This is a genomic window from Micromonospora sp. NPDC050784 (assembly GCF_044456765.1).
Taxonomy (GTDB): Bacteria; Actinomycetota; Actinomycetes; order Mycobacteriales; family Micromonosporaceae; genus Micromonospora; species Micromonospora foliorum.
In genome coordinates this window covers 210,475-229,754 of sequence record NZ_JBITGG010000007.1, presented here as the reverse complement: position 1 = coordinate 229,754, position 19,280 = coordinate 210,475, and the positions used below count along the sequence as shown (strand labels likewise).

Here is a 19,280-nt window from a genome sequence, read left to right as displayed (position 1 = left end):
CCCGCGCAGACGACACAGCGCCCGCCGGCTGAGCCGGCGGGCGCTGTCGTGTTTTCCGGGGTACGCGTCGGGCCCCGGATCGCTCCAGGTGGGCGTCAGGCCCCGGAGGTGACCCGGTAGGCGTCGAAGACGCCGTCGACCTTGCGGACCGTGGCCAGCAGGTGGCCCAGGTGCTTCGGGTCGGCCATCTCGAAGCTGAACCGGCTCACCGCCACCCGGTCGCGGGTCGTGGTGACGGTGGCGGAGAGGATGTTGACCCGCTCGTCGGAGAGCACCCGGGTGACGTCGGCCAGCAGCTTGTGTCGGTCCAGGGCCTCGACCTGGATGGCGACCAGGAACGTGGAGGCGGAGGTGAGTTTCCAGCTCACCTCGACGACCCGCTCGCTCTGCGCGCGCAGGTCCTCGGCGTTGGCGCAGTCGTCGCGGTGCACGCTCACCCCGCCGGAGCGGGTGACGAAGCCGAACACCGAGTCCGGTGGGACCGGGGTGCAGCAGCGGGCCAGCTTGATCCAGACGTCGCTGACGCCGCGGACCACCACGCCCGGGTCGCTGCTGCTCTGCCGGCTGCGCGGCGGCCGGGTGGCGACGGCGGTCTCGGCGATGTCCTCCGCCGCGCCCTCCTCGCCGCCGTACGCGGCCATCAGCTTCTGCACCACCGACTGCGCGGAGACCTGGCTGTCGCCGACCGCCGCGTAGAGCGACGCCACGTCGGCCAGGTGCAGGTCGCGGGCGATCGACATGAGCGCGTCGGAGGTGAGCATCCGCTGCAGGGGCATGCCCTGCTTGCGCATCGCCTTGACGATCGCGTCCTTGCCGGCCTCGATCGCCTCCTCGCGCCGCTCCTTGTTGAAGTACTGCCGGATCTTCGTCCGGGCGCGCGGGCTCTTGACGAAGCCCAACCAGTCCTGCGTCGGGCCAGCCGTCTCGGACTTCGACGTGAAGATCTCGATCACGTCGCCGTTGGACAGCGTCGACTCCAGCGGCACCAGCTTGCCGTTGACCCGCGCCCCGATGCACTTGTGCCCCACCTCGGTGTGCACCGCGTACGCGAAGTCCACGGGCGTCGACCCGGTCGGCAGCGGGATGACGTCACCCTTGGGGGTGAAGACGTACACCTCCTGGCTGGACAGGTCGAAGCGCAGCGCGTCCAGGAACTCGCTCGGGTCGGCGGCCTCGCGCTGCCAGTCGAGCAACTGCCGCAGCCAGGTCATCTCGTCGATGTGCGCGGGCGGGCCGACGATCTGGGTGCCCTTGTGCTCCTTGTACTTCCAGTGCGCGGCGATGCCGAACTCGGCTGTGCGGTGCATCGCGTACGTGCGGATCTGCATCTCCACCGGCTTGCCGGTGGGCCCGATGACCGTGGTGTGCAACGACTGGTACATGTTGAACTTGGGCATCGCGATGTAGTCCTTGAACCGGCCCGGCACCGGCTGCCAGTTGGCGTGGATGACCCCCAGCGCCGCGTAGCAGTCGCGAACCGTGTCGACCAGGATCCGCACGCCCACCAGGTCGTAGATGTCGTTGAAGTCGCGACCCCGCACGATCATCTTCTGGTAGATCGAGTAGAGGTGCTTCGGCCGCCCGGTGGTCTCCGCCTTGATCTTGGCGGCCTTCAGGTCGGTCTGCACCTTCTGCGTCACCTGCCGCAGCAGCGCCTCGCGCTGCGGCTGGTGCTCCCCGATCAGCCGGTTGATCTCCTCGTAGCGCTTCGGGAAGAGCGTGCCGAAGGACAGGTCCTCCAGCTCCCACTTGATCGTGTTCATACCGAGCCGGTGGGCGAGGGGCGCCAGGATCTCCAGCGTCTCCTTGGCCTTCTGCTCCTGCTTGGGGCGGGGCAGGAAGGTCAGGGTACGCATGTTGTGCAGCCGGTCGGCCAGCTTGATCACCAGCACCCGCGGGTCCTTGGCCATGGCCACGACCATCTTGCGGATCGTCTCGGCCTTGGCCGCGTCGCCCAGCTTGACCTTGTCGAGCTTGGTGACGCCGTCGACCAGCAGGGCGACCTCGCCACCGAAGTCGGCCCGCATCTGGTCGAGGGTGTACTCGGTGTCCTCGATGGTGTCGTGCAGCAGCGCGGCGACCAGCGTGGTGGTGTCCATCCCCAGGTTGCCGAGGATCGTCGCCACCGCGAGCGGGTGGGTGATGTAGGGGTCACCGGACTTGCGGTACTGCCCCGAGTGCCACCGCGCGGCCGTGTCGAAGGCGCGCTGGAGCAGCCGGGCGTCCGCCTTGGGGTGGTTGTCCCGGTGGCTCGCGATGAGCGGCTCCAGCACCTCGCTGACCTGCGAGGTCTGCCAGGGCGCGTTGAACCGGGCCAGCCGGGCCCGGACCCGCCGGCCGGTGGGCGCGTTGGACAGCCCGAAGCCGCCGCCGGGCGACGGGTCGAGACCGGCGTCGGTCGGGAACGGCACCACGACACCGTCGGCGCCGGGCGACGCCTCGGCGCTGGGCGGGCCACTGGTCGGACGCACCGCGCTCTCGCCGGAAGCCGGGCCGGAGCCGTTGCCGGTGCCCGTCACCCGGGCCGGCGCGTCGCCTGCCCGGTCGGTCACCGAGCCGTCAGCGTCGCCTGTCGGGTGCACCGTGCCCTCCGCCGGGGGGACGACATCGTGGGACACCGGCCTCCTCACCGCTCGCCGGAAACACGCCGGCCGAACATCGGCCGACCTGGTCTCGCCCGCCGGACGGCATACCGCCGGCGTCAGCAAAGGGCAATGCTACCCGCACGGACGGTCCCCTGCCGCTCCGCCGGACGGTCGGCGCCGGGTCCCGTCCGACCGGTCCGGGATCAAACGGTCAGCAGAGTATGGACCGGCTCAAACGGTCAACAGGGCGTGGACGGGACGCGGTGCCAAACGCTCACGCCCACCCAGGAAACCGAGCTCCAGCAACACGGTGAAGCCGGTGACGGTCCCGCCGGCCCGCTCGACCAGGTCCAGCGTCGCCTCGGCGGTGCCACCGGTGGCCAGCACGTCGTCGACCACCAACACCCGGTGCCCGGCGGTGAAGGCGTCCTCGTGCACTTCGAGGGTGGCCTCGCCGTACTCCAGCGCGTAGGAGACCGAGTGCGCCGGGCGGGGCAGCTTGCCCGCCTTGCGCACCGGCACCACGCCCACCCCTGTCGCGTACGCGATGGCCGCCGCGACGACGAACCCGCGCGCCTCGATGCCGACCACCACGTCGAAGGTGTCCCGCCCGTGGTACGCGACGATCCCGTCGATCACCTCACGGAACACCTTGCCGTCGGCGAACAGTGGCATCAGGTCCTTGAACAGGACGCCGGGCTTCGGGAAGTCGGGCACGTCCAGCACCCGACTGGCGACCAGTCGGGCGGCCTCCGGGCCACTGTCCCCGCGCGCTGCGGTGCTGTGGGTCTCCGTCACGGCTGTTTCGCTTCCCTTCAACGACGAACGACGTCCGGCAACAGCATGCCGGACGCCGTTCGGGTGTTTCCTGTCGGGTCAGCGCCGCTTGGCGCCACCCGGCCGGTTGCCGCCGCCACCCGGGCGACCGCCCCGGGCACCGGTCGGCCGCTTACCCGCCGGCCGAGCGCCCACCTTGGGGGCGGCACCGGCCAGTGCGGCGGCGTCCGGGTCGACCGGCTCGTCGGTCGCGTCGGCCTGGGCTGCCGGGCTCGCGGCACCCCTACCGGGGACCTCGCCACGGCTGATCGCGCCCCGCCGGGTCAGGACGCGCTTGTTGTGCGCCTGGATCCGCGGGTCGTAGTTCTTGAGAAGCGCCAGCAGCGGGGTGGCCACCAGGATGGAGGTCAGGAACGCCACCGCCATGCCGACGAACAGCACCAGACCGAGGTCCTTCAGCGTGCCGGCGCCGAGCAGGCCGGCACCGATGAAGAGCAGACCGCCGACCGGCAGCAGGGCGACCACGGAGGTGTTCAACGACCGCATCAGGCTCTGGTTGACGGCCAGGTTGGCCGCCTCGCCGTACGTCTGGTTGTTGTTGGCGGTGATGCCCCGGGTGTTCTCCTGGACCTTGTCGAAGACCACCACCACGTCGTAGAGCGCGAAGCCCAGGATCGTGAGGAAACCGATGATCGTGGACGGGGTGACCTCGAAGCCGACAAGCGAGTAGATGCCGGCGGTGAGGATCAGGTTCGTGATCAGCGAGGCGACCGCGGCCACGGCCATCCGCCACTCGAAGCGCAGGATCAGGTAGACCATCACCAGCGCGATGAAGATGACCAGACCGAGCACGGCCCGCTCGGTCACCTGGCTGCCCCAGGCCTCACTGACCTGGTTGCTGCTGATCTGGTCGGCGTTGATGCCGAGGTCCTCGGCGATCTGGGCCTTGACCGAGTTGGCCTGCTCGACGGTGAGCTGCGGCGTGCGCAGCTCGTAGGAGTCACCGCCGGGGCCGCCGACCTTCTGCGTGGTGGCCACCTCGACGCCGGTGTTCTCGGTGGCGAGGGCCGAGTTGACCTCCCGCTCGGCGTCGTCCAGGGTGCCGACGCTGGCCGGCACCTGGAACGAGTTGCCGCCGGCGAACTCGATGCCCAGGCTGAACCCACGGATCGAGAAGCTGAGGATCGCGATCAGGACCAGGACCCCGGCGACGCCGAACCAGAGCTTGCGTCGGCCGACGATGTTGAGACCGGCCTCGCCGTTGTAGAGGCGGCTCGCCAGACCGTTTCCAGCCATCTCAGGCCTCCTTGGCGCGCGGGTTGCGGGGCTGAGTCGGCTGGTTGCGGGCCGGAAGTGCCCGGCCCAGACCGCTGACCCGCGGGGACAGGAACGCCCGGGTCCGGGCGAACATCGTCATGATCGGGTGCCGGAAGAGGAAGACCACGACCAGGTCCAGCACGGTGGCGAGACCCAGGGCGAACGCGAAGCCCTTGACCGTGCCGACCGAGACCACGTAGAGCACCACCGCGGAGAGCAGGGTGATCGCGTTGGCCGAGATGATCGTCCGACGGGCGCGGATCCAGGCGCGAGGCACCGCGCTACGCGGGCTGCGCCCCTCCCGGATCTCGTCTTTCAGTCGTTCGAAGTAGATGACGAACGAGTCCGCCGCCACACCGAGCGAGACGATCATGCCGGCGATGCCGGCGAGGGTGAGCGTGAAGCCGATCTGCCGGCCGAGCACCACAAGCGCGCCGAAGACCAGCAGCGCGGAGAGGATGAGGCTCAGGAAGATCACCGAGCCGAGCAGCCGGTAGTAGAAGAACGCGTAGATGATGACCAGCAGCATGCCGATGCCGGCCGCCAGCAGGCCGGCGCGCAGGTGGCTGGCGCCGAGCGTGGCGGTGACGTTCTGCGCCTCCTGCTGCTTGAAGGTCACCGGCAGCGCGCCGTACCGGAGCTGACCGGCGAGCGCGCTGGCGTCCTTCTGGGTGAAGGTGCCGGTGATCTGGGAGTTGCCGGTCAGCACGCCCTGGATCTCCGGCGATGAGACGATCTTGTTGTCCAGCACGACGGCCACGCGGCACTTGCCGTCCTGGCCCAGCGCGGTCGCGTCGCAGGCCTGGCCCTCGTTGTTGAACGCCTCACGGGTCAGCGAGGTCCACTTGCCCTGGCCGTCGCCGGTGAAGTCCAGGCTGACCACCCAGGCGTTGGTCTGGTCGAGCACCGCGTCGGCGTCGGACACGTCGGTGCCCAGCACCTTGGCCTGGTCGAGCAGGTACTTCGACGCACCGTCCTCGCAGGAGACCACCTGCTGCTTTGCGTCGGAGATCGACGCCGGGGGGCGCTCGTCGAGCTGCTTACAGCCGATCGTCGGCACGTTGAACTGCATCTGCGCCGGCAGCACCGCGACCTCCTGCGGAGACAGCGTGCCGAAGGGCTTGAGCTTCTCGGCCAGCGACGGGTCGGCGCTCAGATCGGCCGGGGCCTGCAGCCCGTTGGCGGCCTGCCACGCGGCGGCGCCGACCTTCTGCTCGACGGCCTTGCGCTGCTCCTCGATGCTGGCCGGCACCGGCTCGGCGCTGGCGCTGGGCGCGGCGGCGCTCGGCGAGGCCGTGGCGGACGCGGAGGGAGTCGGCGTGGCGCTGGGCGAAGCCGGGGCCATGCCGCCCTGACCGCCGCTGGGCGACGAGGTCACCTTCGGCGCGGCGCTGCCCGTCGGGGTCGGGGTCGCGCCGCCGGACGGGGTCGCGCCGCCGGACGGGGCGGCGCTGCCGGACGGGGCCGGCGTGGCGGCGGGCGGCGCTTCGGCCACACCGCTGCCGGAGGCGGCCTTGAGCACCTTGCGGAAGCGCAGCTCAGCCGCGCTGCCGACGTCGGTGAGGTCCCGGTTCTCACCGGGCAGGGAGATGACGATGTTGCGGTTGCCCTCGGTGACCACCTCGGCCTCGGCCACGCCGAACGCGTTGACCCGGCTCTCGATGATCTCGCGGGCCTCTTCGAGGTTCTCCGCCGTCGGGGGCTTGCCGTCGACGCTGTTGGTCGCCTCCAGCGTCACCCGCGTGCCGCCGATCAGGTCCAGACCGAGCTTGGGCTCGAGCCGGTCCTTCCAACTGCCGCTGGCGCCGGCGAAGAACACCAAAAGATAGAGGACCACGAAGATGAACCCGAGCACGGCGAGCTGCCGCCCGGGGCGCATCTGTCCCTGAGGTGGTGCCACGGCTGTCCTGTCTCCCTGTACGGTCGCGCCGCTGTCGCAGCGGCGGCGGTGTCGGGCCGGGGGTCCCGCCCGACGGGTCTGCCTTGAGCCGACGAGATGCCGACACGAGGACCGGGACCCGGCGCGGAACGCCGACGGTCACGGGAACGTGCCGACGCCCGGCGTCGACCCAACTATCCAGTTTTCACGTCTCGCCCGCTGCCCCGTTCGGGCGCGACGACCCGGAAGCCGGCCGACCGGCCGTACGCCGGACTCGCCGCCCCCCGGGGGAGGGGTCAGTCCTTGACGGTGTCCGCGTCCTCGGTGACCGGCTCGCTCGGCAGCTCCGCGCGGGTGACCACCCGCGCGATGGCCGGGCGGGCGTAGCGGGTCTGCACGCCCGGTGCGACCTCGATCAGGACAGTGTCGTCCTCGATGCCGGTGACCGTGCCGTAGAGCCCACCGATGGTCACGACCTCGTCGCCCGGGCCGAGGTTGGACTGCATAGCCTCCGCCTCACGGCGGCGCTTCTGCTGGGGACGGATCATCATGAAGTACATAACACCGAAGAGCAGGACGATCATCAGGATCGGCGTGAAACCGCCGGCCCCGCCACCCGCTGCTGCCAATTGCACGGTTACTGACCTTCCCATTGGCCACCTGCCCGGCACCATGGGTGCCGGAGCGGAGGCGGATTCTCACGTCCTGTTAGACCGCGGCGAAGTCTAAACCCTGCACCTGAGAACGCCGAATGCGGCACAGATCACGTTCACATCACGGCTGATCGACGTCCAAGGAGAACAAGTCGGGCACAGGCGGACTATCCATACCAAATGTACCATTCGGTGGCGTGCGCCCCAGATGCCGCCAGGCACCCTCGGTCGCCACCCGCCCCCGAGGTGTACGCGCCAACAGCCCAGCTCGCACCAGGAACGGCTCGCAGACCTCCTCCACCGTGTCCGGCTGCTCCCCCACCGCCACGGCGAGAGTGGACAACCCGACCGGGCCACCCCGGAACGAGTCGACCAACGCGGTCAGCACCGCACGGTCCAGTCGGTCCAGGCCGAGCGCGTCCACGTCGTACACGGTCAGGGCGGCGCGGGCGGTGTCGAGGTCGACCACCCCGTCCGCCCGGACCTCGGCGTAGTCGCGGACCCGGCGCAGCAGCCGGTTGGCGATCCGCGGGGTGCCCCGGGACCGACCGGCGATCTCGGTCGCGCCCTCGGGAGTGATCGGCACCCCCAGGATCCGCGCCGAACGGTGCAGCAGCGTCTCCAGATCCGCCGGGGCGTAGAAGTCGAGGTGCGCCACGAAGCCGAACCGGTCCCGCATCGGCCCGGTCAACAGACCCGAGCGGGTCGTCGCGCCGACCAGGGTGAACGGCTCGACATCCAGCGGGATCGCCGTCGCCCCCGGACCCTTGCCCACCACCACGTCGACCCGGAAGTCCTCCATCGCGCTGTACAGCAACTCCTCGGCCGGCCGCGCGATCCGGTGGATCTCGTCGATGAAGAGCACGTCACCCTCGGCGAGGCTGGTCAGGATCGCCGCCAGGTCACCGGAACGCTCGATCGCCGGGCCGCTGGTCACCCGGATGCCCGCTCCCAACTCGGCGGCGACGATGTTGGCCAGACTCGTCTTACCCAACCCGGGCGGGCCGGAGAGCAGAATGTGGTCCGGCGGCGACCCCCGCCGCATGGCGCCCTGCAACAACAGGTCAAGCTGGTCGCGGACCCGGTCCTGGGCGATGAACTCCGCCAGCCGCCTCGGCCGTACGGTGGCCTCCGCGTCCCGGTCGGCGTCGCTGACGTACGCCGAGACGAGCCCCTCGGTCTCGCTCATCGTGCCGCCGCCCGTTGCGGCCGGGCGGTCATCGGGTGCGGCCCAGCAGTCGGATGGCCTGCTTGAGCAGCACCGGCACCGGCGGAGTCTCCCCCTCGATCGACTCCGCCACCGCGGCCACCGCCTGATCGGCCTGACCGGCCGTCCAGCCCAGCCCCACCAGTGCCTGCCGGACCTGCTCGGGCCAGCTGCCACGGGTCACCCCGGCCACCCCGTCCGCGCCGATCGGCACCGGGCCGATCCGGTCACGCAGCTCCAGCACCAGGCGTTCCGCACCCTTCTTGCCAATCCCGGGTACGCGGGTCAGGGCGGCCGTGTCGGCGTTGGCGATCGCCTTGCGTACCGCGTCCGGCGTGTGCACCGCCAGCACCGCCTGGGCCAGTCGCGGGCCGACCCCACTGGCGGTCTGGAGCAGCTCGAACAGCGACTTGGCGTCGTCGTCGGCGAATCCGTAGAGAGTCAGCGAGTCTTCCCGCACGATCAGGCTGGTGGCGAGCCGGGCGACCTGGCCCACCCGCAGCTCCGCGAGGGTCCCCGGGGCGCAGTGCACGGCGAGCCCGACCCCACCGACCTCGATCACGGCCTGGTCCGGACCCGTCGCGGTCACCGTGCCGCGCACGCTGGCGATCATCGTGCTCCTCCTCGTCGTGCCCGGTCGGCCGCGGCGGCCAGCTTGGAGCGGGTCCCGCCGCGCCACACGTGGCAGATGGCCAGGGCCAGCGCGTCCGCGGCGTCCGCCGGCTTCGGCGGCTCGGCCAGCCGCAACAGCCGGGTCACCATGGCGGTCATCTGCGCCTTGTCGGCCTGACCGGAGCCGGTCACCGCCGCCTTCACCTCACTCGGCGTGTACGTCTGCACCGGCAGCCCGGCCCGCGCCCCGGCCAGCACGGCGATGCCGCTGGCCTGCGCGGTGCCCATCACGGTACGAACGTTGTGCTGGCTGAACACCCGCTCGACGGCGACGCTCTCCGGTTGGTGCTCGGCGACCAGCTTGCCCAGCGACCGGTCCAGGTGCAACAGGCGCAGCGCCAGGTCGTCGGCCGGGTCGGTGTAGACCACGTAGTAGGCGACCAGGGTGCAGGGCCGGCCGGGCACACCCTCGACCACGCCCACCCCACACCGGGTCAACCCCGGGTCGACACCGAGCACGCGCACGCCGCCCCCTCCCCAGCCGTCAGCAGTACGTGTGTTCGACACCCTAACCGGCGCCCTTCCCACCAGCCCCACGGGACACGCCTTCCGCACGCCGCCCCGCAAGCCGCGCCCCGCACTCCCGCACCCCCGCACTCCCGCGGCCCCGCACCTCCGCACCCCCGTGGCCCCGCACCCTCGTGGCCCCGCGCCCCCGTGGCCCCGCACCCCGCGGCCCGCACCCCGCGGCCCGCACCCCGCACCCCGCACCCCGCACCCCGCACCCCGCACCCCGCACCAAGATCTGCGCAACTTCCCGGATGTTGCTGCCTCCGACGCGCGAGAGACAGCAACATCCCTGATATTGCGCGGATCTTGACGACGAACACCGTGGCGACCGACCAGGAACGGCCTTCGGGCCGCCGCCGCCGCCAAGGTCACGCTCGAACCTGGATGTAGTGGCAACGAGGAGCCGGGAAGCCACTACATCCAGGATGTTGCGCGATCTTGCGGCACGAGGAGTGGCGGGAGGAGTGGGGGCGCGGCACGAGGAGTGGGGGCGCAGCACGAGGAGTGGGGGGCGCGGCGGGATGGGGCGGGAACGGGTGGGAGCGGGCGGCGGGGGCGGGTGGGGCCACACAGCTTTGGTACGGAGTATGTGTCGCTGGCCCATGTGCCGGGGGGCACACAGCTCGTAACTTCTTGCGCCATGACGGCAGAACCCGTGGTGGTCCCCCACGTCGTACAGGTCGACCTCTCCGGTCGGACCGCCCTGGTCACCGGGGGTGGCGGCGGCATCGGGCGGGCGTGTGCCCTGCGGCTGGCTGCGGCCGGCGCCAAGGTGCTCGTGGTGGACCGCAACCTGGAGGCGGCCAAGGCGGTGGCCGCCGAGGCCGGTGGCCGGGCCGAGGGCGTGGACCTGTCCGACGCCGCGGCGGTCGACTCACTCGACGTGGACGTGGACATCGTGGTGAACAACGCGGGGCTCCAGCACGTCGCGCCGTTGCAGGACTTTCCCGTCGAGCGCTTCGAGTACATCCAGCGGGTGATGGTGGAGGCGCCGTTCCTGCTGATCCGCCGGGCGCTGCCGCACATGTACGCCCGGGGCTGGGGGCGGATCGTCAACATCTCCTCGGTGCACGGGTTGCGCGCCTCGCCGTACAAGGCGGCCTACGTCTCGGCCAAGCACGCCCTGGAGGGGCTGTCGAAGGTGGTCGCGCTGGAGGGCGCCGCGCACGGGGTCACCGCCAACTGCATCAACCCGGCGTACGTGCGTACCGCCCTGGTGGAGAGCCAGATCGCCGACCAGGCGGCCAGCCACGGCATTGACGAGACCGAGGTGATCGAGAAGATCATGCTGGCGCGGGCTGCGATCAAGCGGCTGATCGAGCCGGAGGAGGTGGCCGAACTGCTGGCGTACCTCTGCTCGCCGCCGGCGGCGTTCATCACCGGCGCGTCGATCGCCCTCGACGGGGGCTGGACGGCCAACTAGTGGGGTTGAGCACAATGTCGACCATGTCATCGCCGGTGGAGTTCCTGGAGTTGCTCGCCCGAGAGGCCGCGGCGGTTGAGTTCGAGGGACCGCTGGTGGCCGCGCGGGCCGCCGGGCTGCCACCGGACCGGCTGGCCGAGCTGGAGCAGGCCAAGTCGGTGGCGTTGCGGGTCCGTGCGCTGCTGGAGCGTCGCCGCCGCCGGGAGAGCGAGCTGTCCGGCCTGTACGACACGGTCAGCGACCTGGCCGGGCTGCGCGACCTGGACGACGTCCTGCGGGCGATCGTGCACCGGGCCCGCCACCTGCTCGGCGCGGACGTGGCGTACATGACGCTCAACGACGACGAGCGTGGCGACACCTACATGCGGGTGACCGACGGGTCGGTCTCGGCCCGTTTCCAGCGGCTGCGCCTGCCGATGGGCGCCGGCCTCGGTGGCCTGGTGGCACAGTCCGGCGCCCCGTACGTCACCGCGAACTACGGCGAGGACGCGCGCTTCCACCACACGGGCGAGATCGACGCCGGGGTGGGCGAGGAGGGCCTGGTGGCGATCCTCGGGGTGCCGCTGCGGCTCGGCTCCACCTCGATCGGGGTGCTCTACGCGGCCAACCGTTCGGCCCGGCCGTTCGTCCGGGAGGAGGTGGCCCTGCTGGTGTCGTTGGCCGCGCACGCCGCGGTGGCGATCGACACCGCCCGACTGTTGACCGAGACCCGGTCGGCGTTGGCCGAGTTGTCGGCGGCGAACACCACCATCCGGGCGCACAGCAGCTCGGTGGAGCGGGCCGCGGCGGCACACGACCGGATGACCGCGCTGGTGCTGCGCGGCGGTGGGGTGGAGGACGTGGCGGCGGCGGTGACCGAGGTGCTGGGCGGCGCGCTGCTGGCGTTGGACGCCGAGGGCCGCCTGTTGGCCCGGGTGGGTGAGATCGAGGAGCCGGACCGGGCGGACATCGTCGAGGCGGTGGCCGCGTCCCGGACCGAGGGGCGCAGCGTACGCCGGGGTCCACTGTGGTACGCGGCAGTGGTGGCCGGCGCGGAGAACCTGGGCGCCCTGGTGCTGCGCCCGGACGACGAGTTGGTCGACGCCGACCAGCGCATCCTGGAGCGGGCCGCGTTGGTGACCGCGCTGCTGCTGTTGTTCCGCCGGACGGTGGCGGAGGCGGAGGGGCGGGTGCGTGGCGAGCTGCTGGACGACCTGATCGCCCGCCCGCTGCGCGACACCGACGCGCTGCGCAGCCGGGCCCGTCGGCTCGGGGTGGACCTGGACGCGCCGCACGTGCTGGTGGCGGTGGGCGACGACGCGATCGCCGCGACCGGCTCGGCGCGGCAACGGGTGCTCTCCTGGGCCACCACGTACGCCTCGGCGCGCGGCGGACTGGCCGCGGCGCGCGACGGCCGGGTGGTGCTGATGCTGCCGGGGTTGGACGCGGGTGGCAGCGCCCGCGCGGTGGCCCGGGACCTGTCCCGGGTGACCGGCCGACCGGTGACCGCCGGGGCGAGTGGCCCGTCGACCATGCCGGCGGCGCTGGCCGGGACGTTCCAGGAGGCGGACCGGTGCCTGACGGCGCTGGGCGCGCTGGGCCGCGCCGGGCAGGGCGCGAGCACGGTGGAGTTGGGCTTCGTCGGGTTGTTGCTGGGCACGGTCGGTGACCGGGGCGAGAAGGACGTGACCGAGTTCCTCAGCGCCACCGTCGGGCCGGTGCTCGACTACGACGCCCGGCGCGGCACGGCTCTGGTGAAGACGCTTGAGGCGTACTTCGGGGTGGGTGGCAGCCTGGCCCGGGCCGCCGAGCAACTGCACGTGCACGTCAACACGGTGACCCAGCGGTTGGAGCGGGTCGGGCAGTTGCTCGGCGTCGATTGGCAGCGGCCGGAGCGGGCGCTGGAGGTGCAGCTCGCGCTGCGGCTGCACCGGCTGCGCGCACCAGCCGGCTGACCGCCGCCGGCCAGCGGGCCCAAGGCCCCCGGCCGGGCGTCCGGCGTCGACGGGCACCGGAGCCGCTGACCGAGCACCCGGCGTCAGCGGGCACAAGAGCCTGCGACCGAGCACCCGGCGTCAGCGGGCACGAGAGCCTGCGACCGAGCACCCGGTGTCAGCGGGCCTGGATGCCCTTCAGCACGGCGTCGACGACCCGCTCGGGCAGGGACTGCTCGTCGAGGTCCGGGTTCCACTGGAGCACCCGCTGGATCAGCATCGGCCCGGTGAGCAGCGCCATCGTCACCTCGACGTCGATGTCGGCGCGGAGCACCCCCTCGTCGATGCCGCGCCGCAGCACCTCGCGCATCAGCTGCCGCCGGGGCGAGATGATGCTCTGGTAGAGCTGGAACTGGTCGGCGCTGCGGTTCACGGCGGGTGCCAGACAGGGCATGATCTTGGCCGCTCGCGGGTCGACGTTCTTGCCGATCGCACCGACCAGCAGCACGAGGTCGTCGCGGACGGAGTGGCCGGCCGGCTGCGCGAGGACGCCTTTGAGGCGGCGCAACGCGTCCAGCAGCAACGCGTCCTTGCCGGCCCAGCGGCGGTAGATGGTGGCCTTGCCGACCCCGGCGCGGGTGGCGATCGCCTCGATCGAGAGCGCCTCGATGGTGCTGCCCTCGGCGAGCAGGTCGAGGGTGGCCTCGATGATCGCCTCGTCGGCGCGGATGCTCCGCGGTCGCCCGGGCGACCGCGGAGCATCGGCAGTGGACGTCATGTCCGCCATTCTCCCCGAACCTATGCCGTGCCTGCGAGCTCAGGCTCGGCGACCGGAGCCGCCGGGGCGACGCTGGTCTCCTCCTTGCCCGGCATCCAGCGCAGCACCACGATGATCCCGAGCGCGGCGATGACCGCGGAGAGCCCGGCCGCCCAGTGCATGGCGGTGACGAAGGCGTCGTTGGCCGCCGAGATCAGCCCCGGCGCCGCGGGGCCGAGCTGGCCCGCCGCCGCGTACGCCCCGGAGATCGACTCGTTGGCCGCATCCTGGGCCTGCGTGGGCAGACCGGTCAGCGCGTCACCGATGTCGCTTCGGTAGACCGCGGAGAGCACCGAGCCGAGGACGGCCACGCCGAGCGCTCCGGCCACCTGGCGGATGGTGTTGCTGACCGCGGAGCCGACACCGGCCTTCTCCCGGGGCAGCGCCGACATGATCGACTCGGTGGCCGGCGGCATGATGTTGGCCATCCCGGCGCCCTGGATGAGGAAGACGAGCAGCACGATCCAGATCGGGGTGGAGGCGCCGATGAAGACGAACGCGCCGAGGGACACCACGGTCAGCGCCAACCCGACGGTGGCGACGGCCTTACCGCCGTAGCGGCGGACCATCGCGGCGCTGCGCGGCGCGAAGATCAGCTGGGCGCCGGCGAAGGGCAGGAAGAGCAGGCCGGTCTGCAACGGGCTGTAGTCGCGTACGAGTTGCAGGTAGAACGAGCCGAAGAACATCGAGCCCATCGCGGCGAAGAACACCAGGCCGACGATGGCGACCGGCGCGGCGAAGCGGGGCACCTTGAACAGTCGGACGTCCAGCGACGGGTGGTCGCTGCGCCGCTCGTGCTGCACGAACCAGGCCAGCACCGCGATGCCGACCAGGATGGAGCCCCAGGCCACCGGGCGGTCGAAGCCGTGCTCGCCGCCGTCGATGATGCCGTAGGAGAGGGCGACCAGGCCGACCACGGAGAGCAGCACGCCGAGTACGTCGATCCGGCCGGGTCGCGGGTCACGCGACTCGGGGACCAGCAGCGCCACCAGCACCACACCGGCGGCGACCACCGGCACGTTGATCAGGAAGACCGAGCCCCACCAGAAGTGCTCCAGCAGCGCGCCGCCGAGGATCGGGCCGATCGCCACGGCGAGACCGACCGCGCCGGCCCAGACACCGATGGCCCGACCACGCTCGCGCGGGTCGAAGACGTTGGAGATGATCGACAGCGTCACCGGCATGATGGCCGCGCCGCCGACCCCCATCAGGGCGCGGGCCGCGATGAGCTGTCCGGGGCTCTGGGCGTACGCGGAGAGCAGCGACGCCAGGCCGAACAGCACCAGACCGATCATCAGGAAGCGCTTGCGGCCGGCGCGGTCGCCGAGCACCCCGAAGGTGAACAGCAGCCCGGCGAAGACGAGCGTGTAGGAGTTGATGGACCACTCCAGCTCGCCCTGGCTGGCGCCGAGGCCGTGCACCGGGTCGGCCAGGGTGCGCAGGGCGACGTTGAGGATGGTGTTGTCGAGGACGACCACGAGGAGGCTGATCACCAGCACCCCCAGGATCGCCCACCGCCTCGGGTGTCCGGTGTTGTTGTGCAGCTCCATGCCTGGCTTTCCCCCCACGTGATCACCCGCGACGAAATACGATACGGGTCAGACTCGTAACGCGGGTCAGCCTACGACGCGTATTAACGATACGGCACCGATCCGTATCGTATGTGGCCAGCGTCACGCCCGGGCACGACCGCCAGGCAGGCGTCGACGGCCTCCGTCAGCGTGCCGAGACGGACCGCCGGACCGCCGAGCGGCTCGATCCAGCCCGGCCCCGCGCCGTACACCCGAAGGAGCGGAAAGTCCCGGGCGAAGCGCACCAGGCGGTACGCGCGGCCGGTGAGCGGCGTCTGCGACCAGAGCACGACGGTGCTCGGGCGGGCCCGGTACACGGCGCTGGTGAGCGCGGACCAGGGCAGCGCGGGGCCCAGGTTCAGACAGCCGCGGCCATGCTCACGCAGCGCGGCGGCGAGCGCCAGCAGACCGAGGCCGTGCGCCTCCTTCTCGACGCCGGCCAGCAGCACCCCGCCGGTGGGCAGTGACCGGCCCGGCTCCCGGCGGTACGCGTCCAACCCGACCCGGACGCCCTCGAAGAGGGCGTGCTCGACGACGATCTCGGCGGCGGTACGCCCCGACAGCCGGGCCAGCAGCGGACGGCAGACCTGCTCCCAGAGCGCCGGCACGCCCCACGCCTCGACCAACTCCAGCAGCACCGAGGCGACGCCGTTGGCGTCCAGGTCCTCGGCCGCCAGCGACACCTGCTTGTGCGCGATCTCCACGGCCTCCGCCGGCATCGGATCGGTCAGCACCAGACGTACCCCCGGGTAGACGTTCTCTACCCGGGGGTTCGCTCAGAGGGCGCGCGGCGGATGCACCGTCGCGGAATTTCAGCGGCGGCGGGCCGCCAGCCGGTGGGCCAGCGCGGCGACGCTGCCCCAGATGCCGCGCCGGAACAGCACCACGACCAGGACGAAGATGCCGCCGGTCACCAGGCCGATCGCCTCGAACCCGGAGAACGACAACCAGTCCTCCAGCCGGACCACGAGGGCGGCGCCGAGCACCCCACCCCAGAGGGTGCCGATCCCGCCGAGCACCACCACGATGACCGCCTTGCCGGAGGTGGTCCAGTGCAGCACGTCCAGCGAGACGAACCGGTGGCCGACCGCGAACAACCCGCCACCGAGGCCGGCGATGAACCCGGAGAGCACGAACGCGGTGAGTTTGTAACGGTGCACCGGGTAGCCCAGCGCCCGCGCCCGGGCCGGGTTGTCCCGGATGCCGACCAGCACCCGCCCGAACGGTGAGTGCACGATCCGCCAGGCGGCGGCGAGCCCGAGCAGCACGATCGGCAGGATCGCGTAGTAGAAGAAGTAGTCGTCGGTGAGGTCGAGGCCGAACAGCTCGCGGGGCACCCCCTGGAGGCCGTTCTCACCCTGGGTCACCGAGCGCCACTCGTTGGCCACGTAGTAGACCATCTGGGCGAAGGCCAGGGTCACCATGGCGAAGTAGATGCCGGTCCGTTTGACCGCCAGGTACCCGATCGGCACCGCCAGCACGGCCGCGGCGAGGGCCCCGGCCAGGACCGCGAGGGGGAACGGCAGGCCGGCGTGGATGGCCACCAACCCGGTGACGTACGCGGAGGTGCCCCAGAACGCGGCGTGACCGAAGGACATCAGCCCGGTGAAGCCGAGCAGCAGGTCCACCGCCACGGCGAACAGCGCCCAGCAGAGGATGTCCACCGCGACCGCCGGGTAGAGGCCGTTGGGCAGCCACGCCGCGACGGCCAGGCCGACCGCGAGCAGCGCGTACCGCACCCAGCCGGGGGCCCGGGCCACGGCGATCAGCCCGGACGGTGGCGTCGAGCGGGACGCGTCGGTGGGAGTGTCCACGGTGTTGGTCATGCGGGGGCCTCCTCCCGACCGAACAGGCCGGCCGGGCGCCAGAGCAGCACGCCGGCCATCACGACGAAGACGATCGTCTGCGAGACGAGCGGGAAGTTCGAGAGGTACGCCTCACCCCACGCCTGCACCAGCCCGATGCCGAAGCCGGCGGCGACCGACCCGAAGATCGAGCCCAGCCCGCCGATCACCACCACGGCGAACACCACGATGATCAGGTCGGCGCCCATCAACGGGTTGACCGCGCGCATCGGCGCGGCCAGCACACCGGCGAGGCCGGCCAGCCCGATGCCGAAGCCGAAGACCGGGGTCACCCACCGTCCGACGTCGATGCCGAACGCGCGGGTCAGGTCCGGTCGCTCGGTGGACGCGCGGACCACCATGCCGATCCGGGTCCGGGTCAGCACCCACCACACCGCGACGCAGAGCAGCACCGCGAAGCCGAGGATGAACACCCGGTACGTCGGGAAGTCGAACAGCCCGAAGTCGACCGACCCGCTCAGCAGCGACGGCGTCTCGTACGGGCTGGACTGCACGCCGTAGCGCAGTTTCACCAGGTCCTGCAGGATCAGCGTCAGACCGAAGGTGAGCAGGAAGTTGTAGAGCGGGTCCAGTTTGGTCAGCCGATGGATCACCGCGCGTTCCAGCGCCATGCCGAGCAGGGCCAACCCCACCGGCATGATCACCAGGGCGGCCCAGAACGGCACGCCCGCCTCGGCGAGCAGCACGTACGCCCCGAACGCGCCGAGCATGTAGAACGCGCCGTGCGCGAAGTTGACCACCCGCAGCATGCCGAAGATGACCGCGAGCCCGAGGGCGAGCAGGGCGTAGAACGCCCCGCTCACCAACCCGTTGAACGTGTTCTGCGCGAATCCGCTCATAGTTTGCAGTCCGCCGAGGGCGTGCGGAACGCCTCCGCGGCCGGGATCGTCTTGAGCACCTTCACGTAGTCCCACGGCTCGGTGACCTCGGACTGCGGCTTCACCTGGGCCAGGTACGCGTCGTGCACCACCCGGTGGTCCTCGGCGCGGATCTTCCCGTTGCGCAGGAAGACGTCCTCGACCGTCTTGCCCTCCAGGCCCTTGACCACGGCGTCCGCGTCGTCGGTGCCGGCCGCCTGCACCGCCTCCAGGTACTGCAACGCCGCGGAGTAGTTGGCGGCGTGCGCGAAGGTCGGCCGGGTGCCGGCCTTCTGCTGGAAGCGGTCGGCGAACTCCCGGTTCTTCGCGTCGAAGTTCCAGTACCAGGCGTCGGTGTAGGTGGTGCCGGCCAGCGCGGCCGGGGTGAGCGAGTGGATGTCGGTGAGGAACATCAGCCCCACCGCCAGGCCGACGCCCTTGTCCCGCAGCTTGAACTCGTTGTACTGCTTCACCACGTTGACCAGCTCCGCGCCGGCCTGCATGGTGCCCAGCACGTTCGGCTTCGGGTTCAGGTTCGGCGCCTTGAGCAGGAAGGTGGAGAAGTCACCGCTGGTGTTGGGGAACGGCGCCCCGTCCTTGCCGACGACAGTGCCGCCGGCCGCCGTGATCGCGGTGGAGAAGCTCTTCTCCATGTCCTGACCGAAGGCGTAGTTCGGGTAAAGGATGTACCAGTTCTTGCCGATTTGCTCGGTGGTGGTCTTCCCGGTGCCGTTGGCCAGCATGTACGTGTCGTAGGCGTAGTGGAAGGTGTACTTGTTGCAGCTCTTGCCGGTCAGGTCGGTGGTCGCCGCACCGATGTTGAAATAGAGCTTCTTTTTCTCCTTGGCCACGTCGGCGACCTTCAGCGCGGCCGACGAGGTGGGCACGTCCAGGATCAGGTCGACGCCCTTGCGGTCGTACATCTCCTGGGCCTTGGAGTTGGCCACGTCCGGCTTGTTCTGGTGGTCGGCGGTCTCCACGGTGATGTTCTTGGTCACCGCCTTGTCGCCGTACTTCGCGGTGAAGTCGGCGATGGCCATCTCCACCGCCGCCACCGAGTTCTTTCCGGACAACTCCGAGTACGCCCCGGACTGGTCGTTGAGCACGCCCAGCACGATCTTGTCGCCGGTCAGCTTCTGGTCGCCACTCGACTGGGGGCCACCGCCGCCGCATCCGGCGACCAGCACCACCACGGCCGACGCCGCGGCCACACCCATCGTCCTGCGCATGCCCA

16 protein-coding genes are annotated in these 19,280 nt (G+C 71.2%); 2 read left to right on the top strand and 14 right to left on the bottom strand.

The annotated features are described in order from the left end of the window. Window positions 1-95 precede the first annotated feature (95 nt). The 8 genes from ACIBD9_RS12480 to ruvC all read right to left on the bottom strand — a co-directional run bounded on the left by ACIBD9_RS12480 (window position 96) and on the right by ruvC (window position 9,555). Window positions 96-2,618, bottom strand: coding sequence for a RelA/SpoT family protein (locus ACIBD9_RS12480; protein ID WP_396717028.1), 2,523 nt, complete (start codon window positions 2,616-2,618; stop codon window positions 96-98). A 198-nt stretch (window positions 2,619-2,816) separates the two neighbouring features. Further along, a complete protein-coding gene (locus ACIBD9_RS12475) occupies window positions 2,817-3,383 on the bottom strand; it encodes an adenine phosphoribosyltransferase (protein WP_387176475.1) in 567 nt (188 codons plus the stop codon). A 78-nt stretch (window positions 3,384-3,461) separates the two neighbouring features. Further along, on the bottom strand, window positions 3,462-4,658 hold the full coding sequence (gene secF, locus ACIBD9_RS12470) for a protein translocase subunit SecF (RefSeq protein ID WP_396717026.1): 1,197 nt from the start codon (window positions 4,656-4,658) through the stop codon (window positions 3,462-3,464). 1 nt (window position 4,659) lies between these two features. Then, entirely contained in the window at window positions 4,660-6,579 is a 1,920-nt protein-coding gene (gene secD / locus ACIBD9_RS12465) for a protein translocase subunit SecD (RefSeq protein WP_396717024.1), read from the bottom strand. A gap of 275 nt (window positions 6,580-6,854) precedes the next feature. Then, entirely contained in the window at window positions 6,855-7,211 is a 357-nt protein-coding gene (gene yajC, locus ACIBD9_RS12460) for a preprotein translocase subunit YajC (protein ID WP_396717022.1), read from the bottom strand. 121 nt (window positions 7,212-7,332) lie between these two features. Then, on the bottom strand, window positions 7,333-8,400 hold the full coding sequence (gene ruvB, locus ACIBD9_RS12455; RefSeq protein ID WP_396717020.1) for a Holliday junction branch migration DNA helicase RuvB: 1,068 nt from the start codon (window positions 8,398-8,400) through the stop codon (window positions 7,333-7,335). A gap of 28 nt (window positions 8,401-8,428) precedes the next feature. Further along, window positions 8,429-9,031: a Holliday junction branch migration protein RuvA gene (ruvA, locus tag ACIBD9_RS12450; RefSeq protein WP_124823022.1), complete on the bottom strand. Its 603-nt coding sequence runs from the start codon at window positions 9,029-9,031 to the stop codon at window positions 8,429-8,431. Further along, the gene (gene ruvC / locus ACIBD9_RS12445; protein WP_387176484.1) at window positions 9,028-9,555 is read right to left on the bottom strand and encodes a crossover junction endodeoxyribonuclease RuvC; all 528 of its coding nucleotides are present in this window, start codon (window positions 9,553-9,555) and stop codon (window positions 9,028-9,030) included. Before ruvC ends, ruvA begins: the two co-directional genes overlap by 4 nt. A 685-nt stretch (window positions 9,556-10,240) precedes the next feature. Between ruvC and ACIBD9_RS12440 the strand changes: the two genes are divergently transcribed. Then, the gene (locus tag ACIBD9_RS12440) at window positions 10,241-11,023 is read left to right on the top strand and encodes a 3-hydroxybutyrate dehydrogenase (protein ID WP_396717018.1); all 783 of its coding nucleotides are present in this window, start codon (window positions 10,241-10,243) and stop codon (window positions 11,021-11,023) included. Between the two features lie 14 nt (window positions 11,024-11,037). Beyond that, complete coding sequence (locus ACIBD9_RS12435) at window positions 11,038-12,957, top strand: helix-turn-helix domain-containing protein (protein ID WP_396717016.1); 1,920 nt, start codon at window positions 11,038-11,040, stop codon at window positions 12,955-12,957. A 157-nt stretch (window positions 12,958-13,114) separates the two neighbouring features. On the opposite strand, the gene ACIBD9_RS12430 is transcribed toward ACIBD9_RS12435, so the two are convergent. The 6 genes from ACIBD9_RS12430 to ACIBD9_RS12405 all read right to left on the bottom strand — a co-directional run bounded on the left by ACIBD9_RS12430 (window position 13,115) and on the right by ACIBD9_RS12405 (window position 19,275). Then, the gene (locus ACIBD9_RS12430; RefSeq protein ID WP_396717014.1) at window positions 13,115-13,723 is read right to left on the bottom strand and encodes a TetR/AcrR family transcriptional regulator; all 609 of its coding nucleotides are present in this window, start codon (window positions 13,721-13,723) and stop codon (window positions 13,115-13,117) included. Window positions 13,724-13,734: 11 nt separating this feature from the next. Then, entirely contained in the window at window positions 13,735-15,303 is a 1,569-nt protein-coding gene (locus tag ACIBD9_RS12425) for an MFS transporter (protein ID WP_396717185.1), read from the bottom strand. Between the two features lie 83 nt (window positions 15,304-15,386). Then, window positions 15,387-16,058, bottom strand: a complete 672-nt coding sequence (locus ACIBD9_RS12420; protein WP_396717012.1) for a transcriptional regulator — start codon at window positions 16,056-16,058, stop codon at window positions 15,387-15,389. Window positions 16,059-16,136: 78 nt separating this feature from the next. Further along, a complete protein-coding gene (locus ACIBD9_RS12415) occupies window positions 16,137-17,150 on the bottom strand; it encodes a branched-chain amino acid ABC transporter permease (protein ID WP_196922277.1) in 1,014 nt (337 codons plus the stop codon). Then, a complete protein-coding gene (locus tag ACIBD9_RS12410; protein ID WP_238657900.1) occupies window positions 17,147-18,028 on the bottom strand; it encodes a branched-chain amino acid ABC transporter permease in 882 nt (293 codons plus the stop codon). Before ACIBD9_RS12410 ends, ACIBD9_RS12415 begins: the two co-directional genes overlap by 4 nt. Then, entirely contained in the window at window positions 18,025-19,275 is a 1,251-nt protein-coding gene (locus ACIBD9_RS12405) for an ABC transporter substrate-binding protein (protein ID WP_396717009.1), read from the bottom strand. Before ACIBD9_RS12405 ends, ACIBD9_RS12410 begins: the two co-directional genes overlap by 4 nt. Window positions 19,276-19,280: the final 5 nt, after the last annotated feature.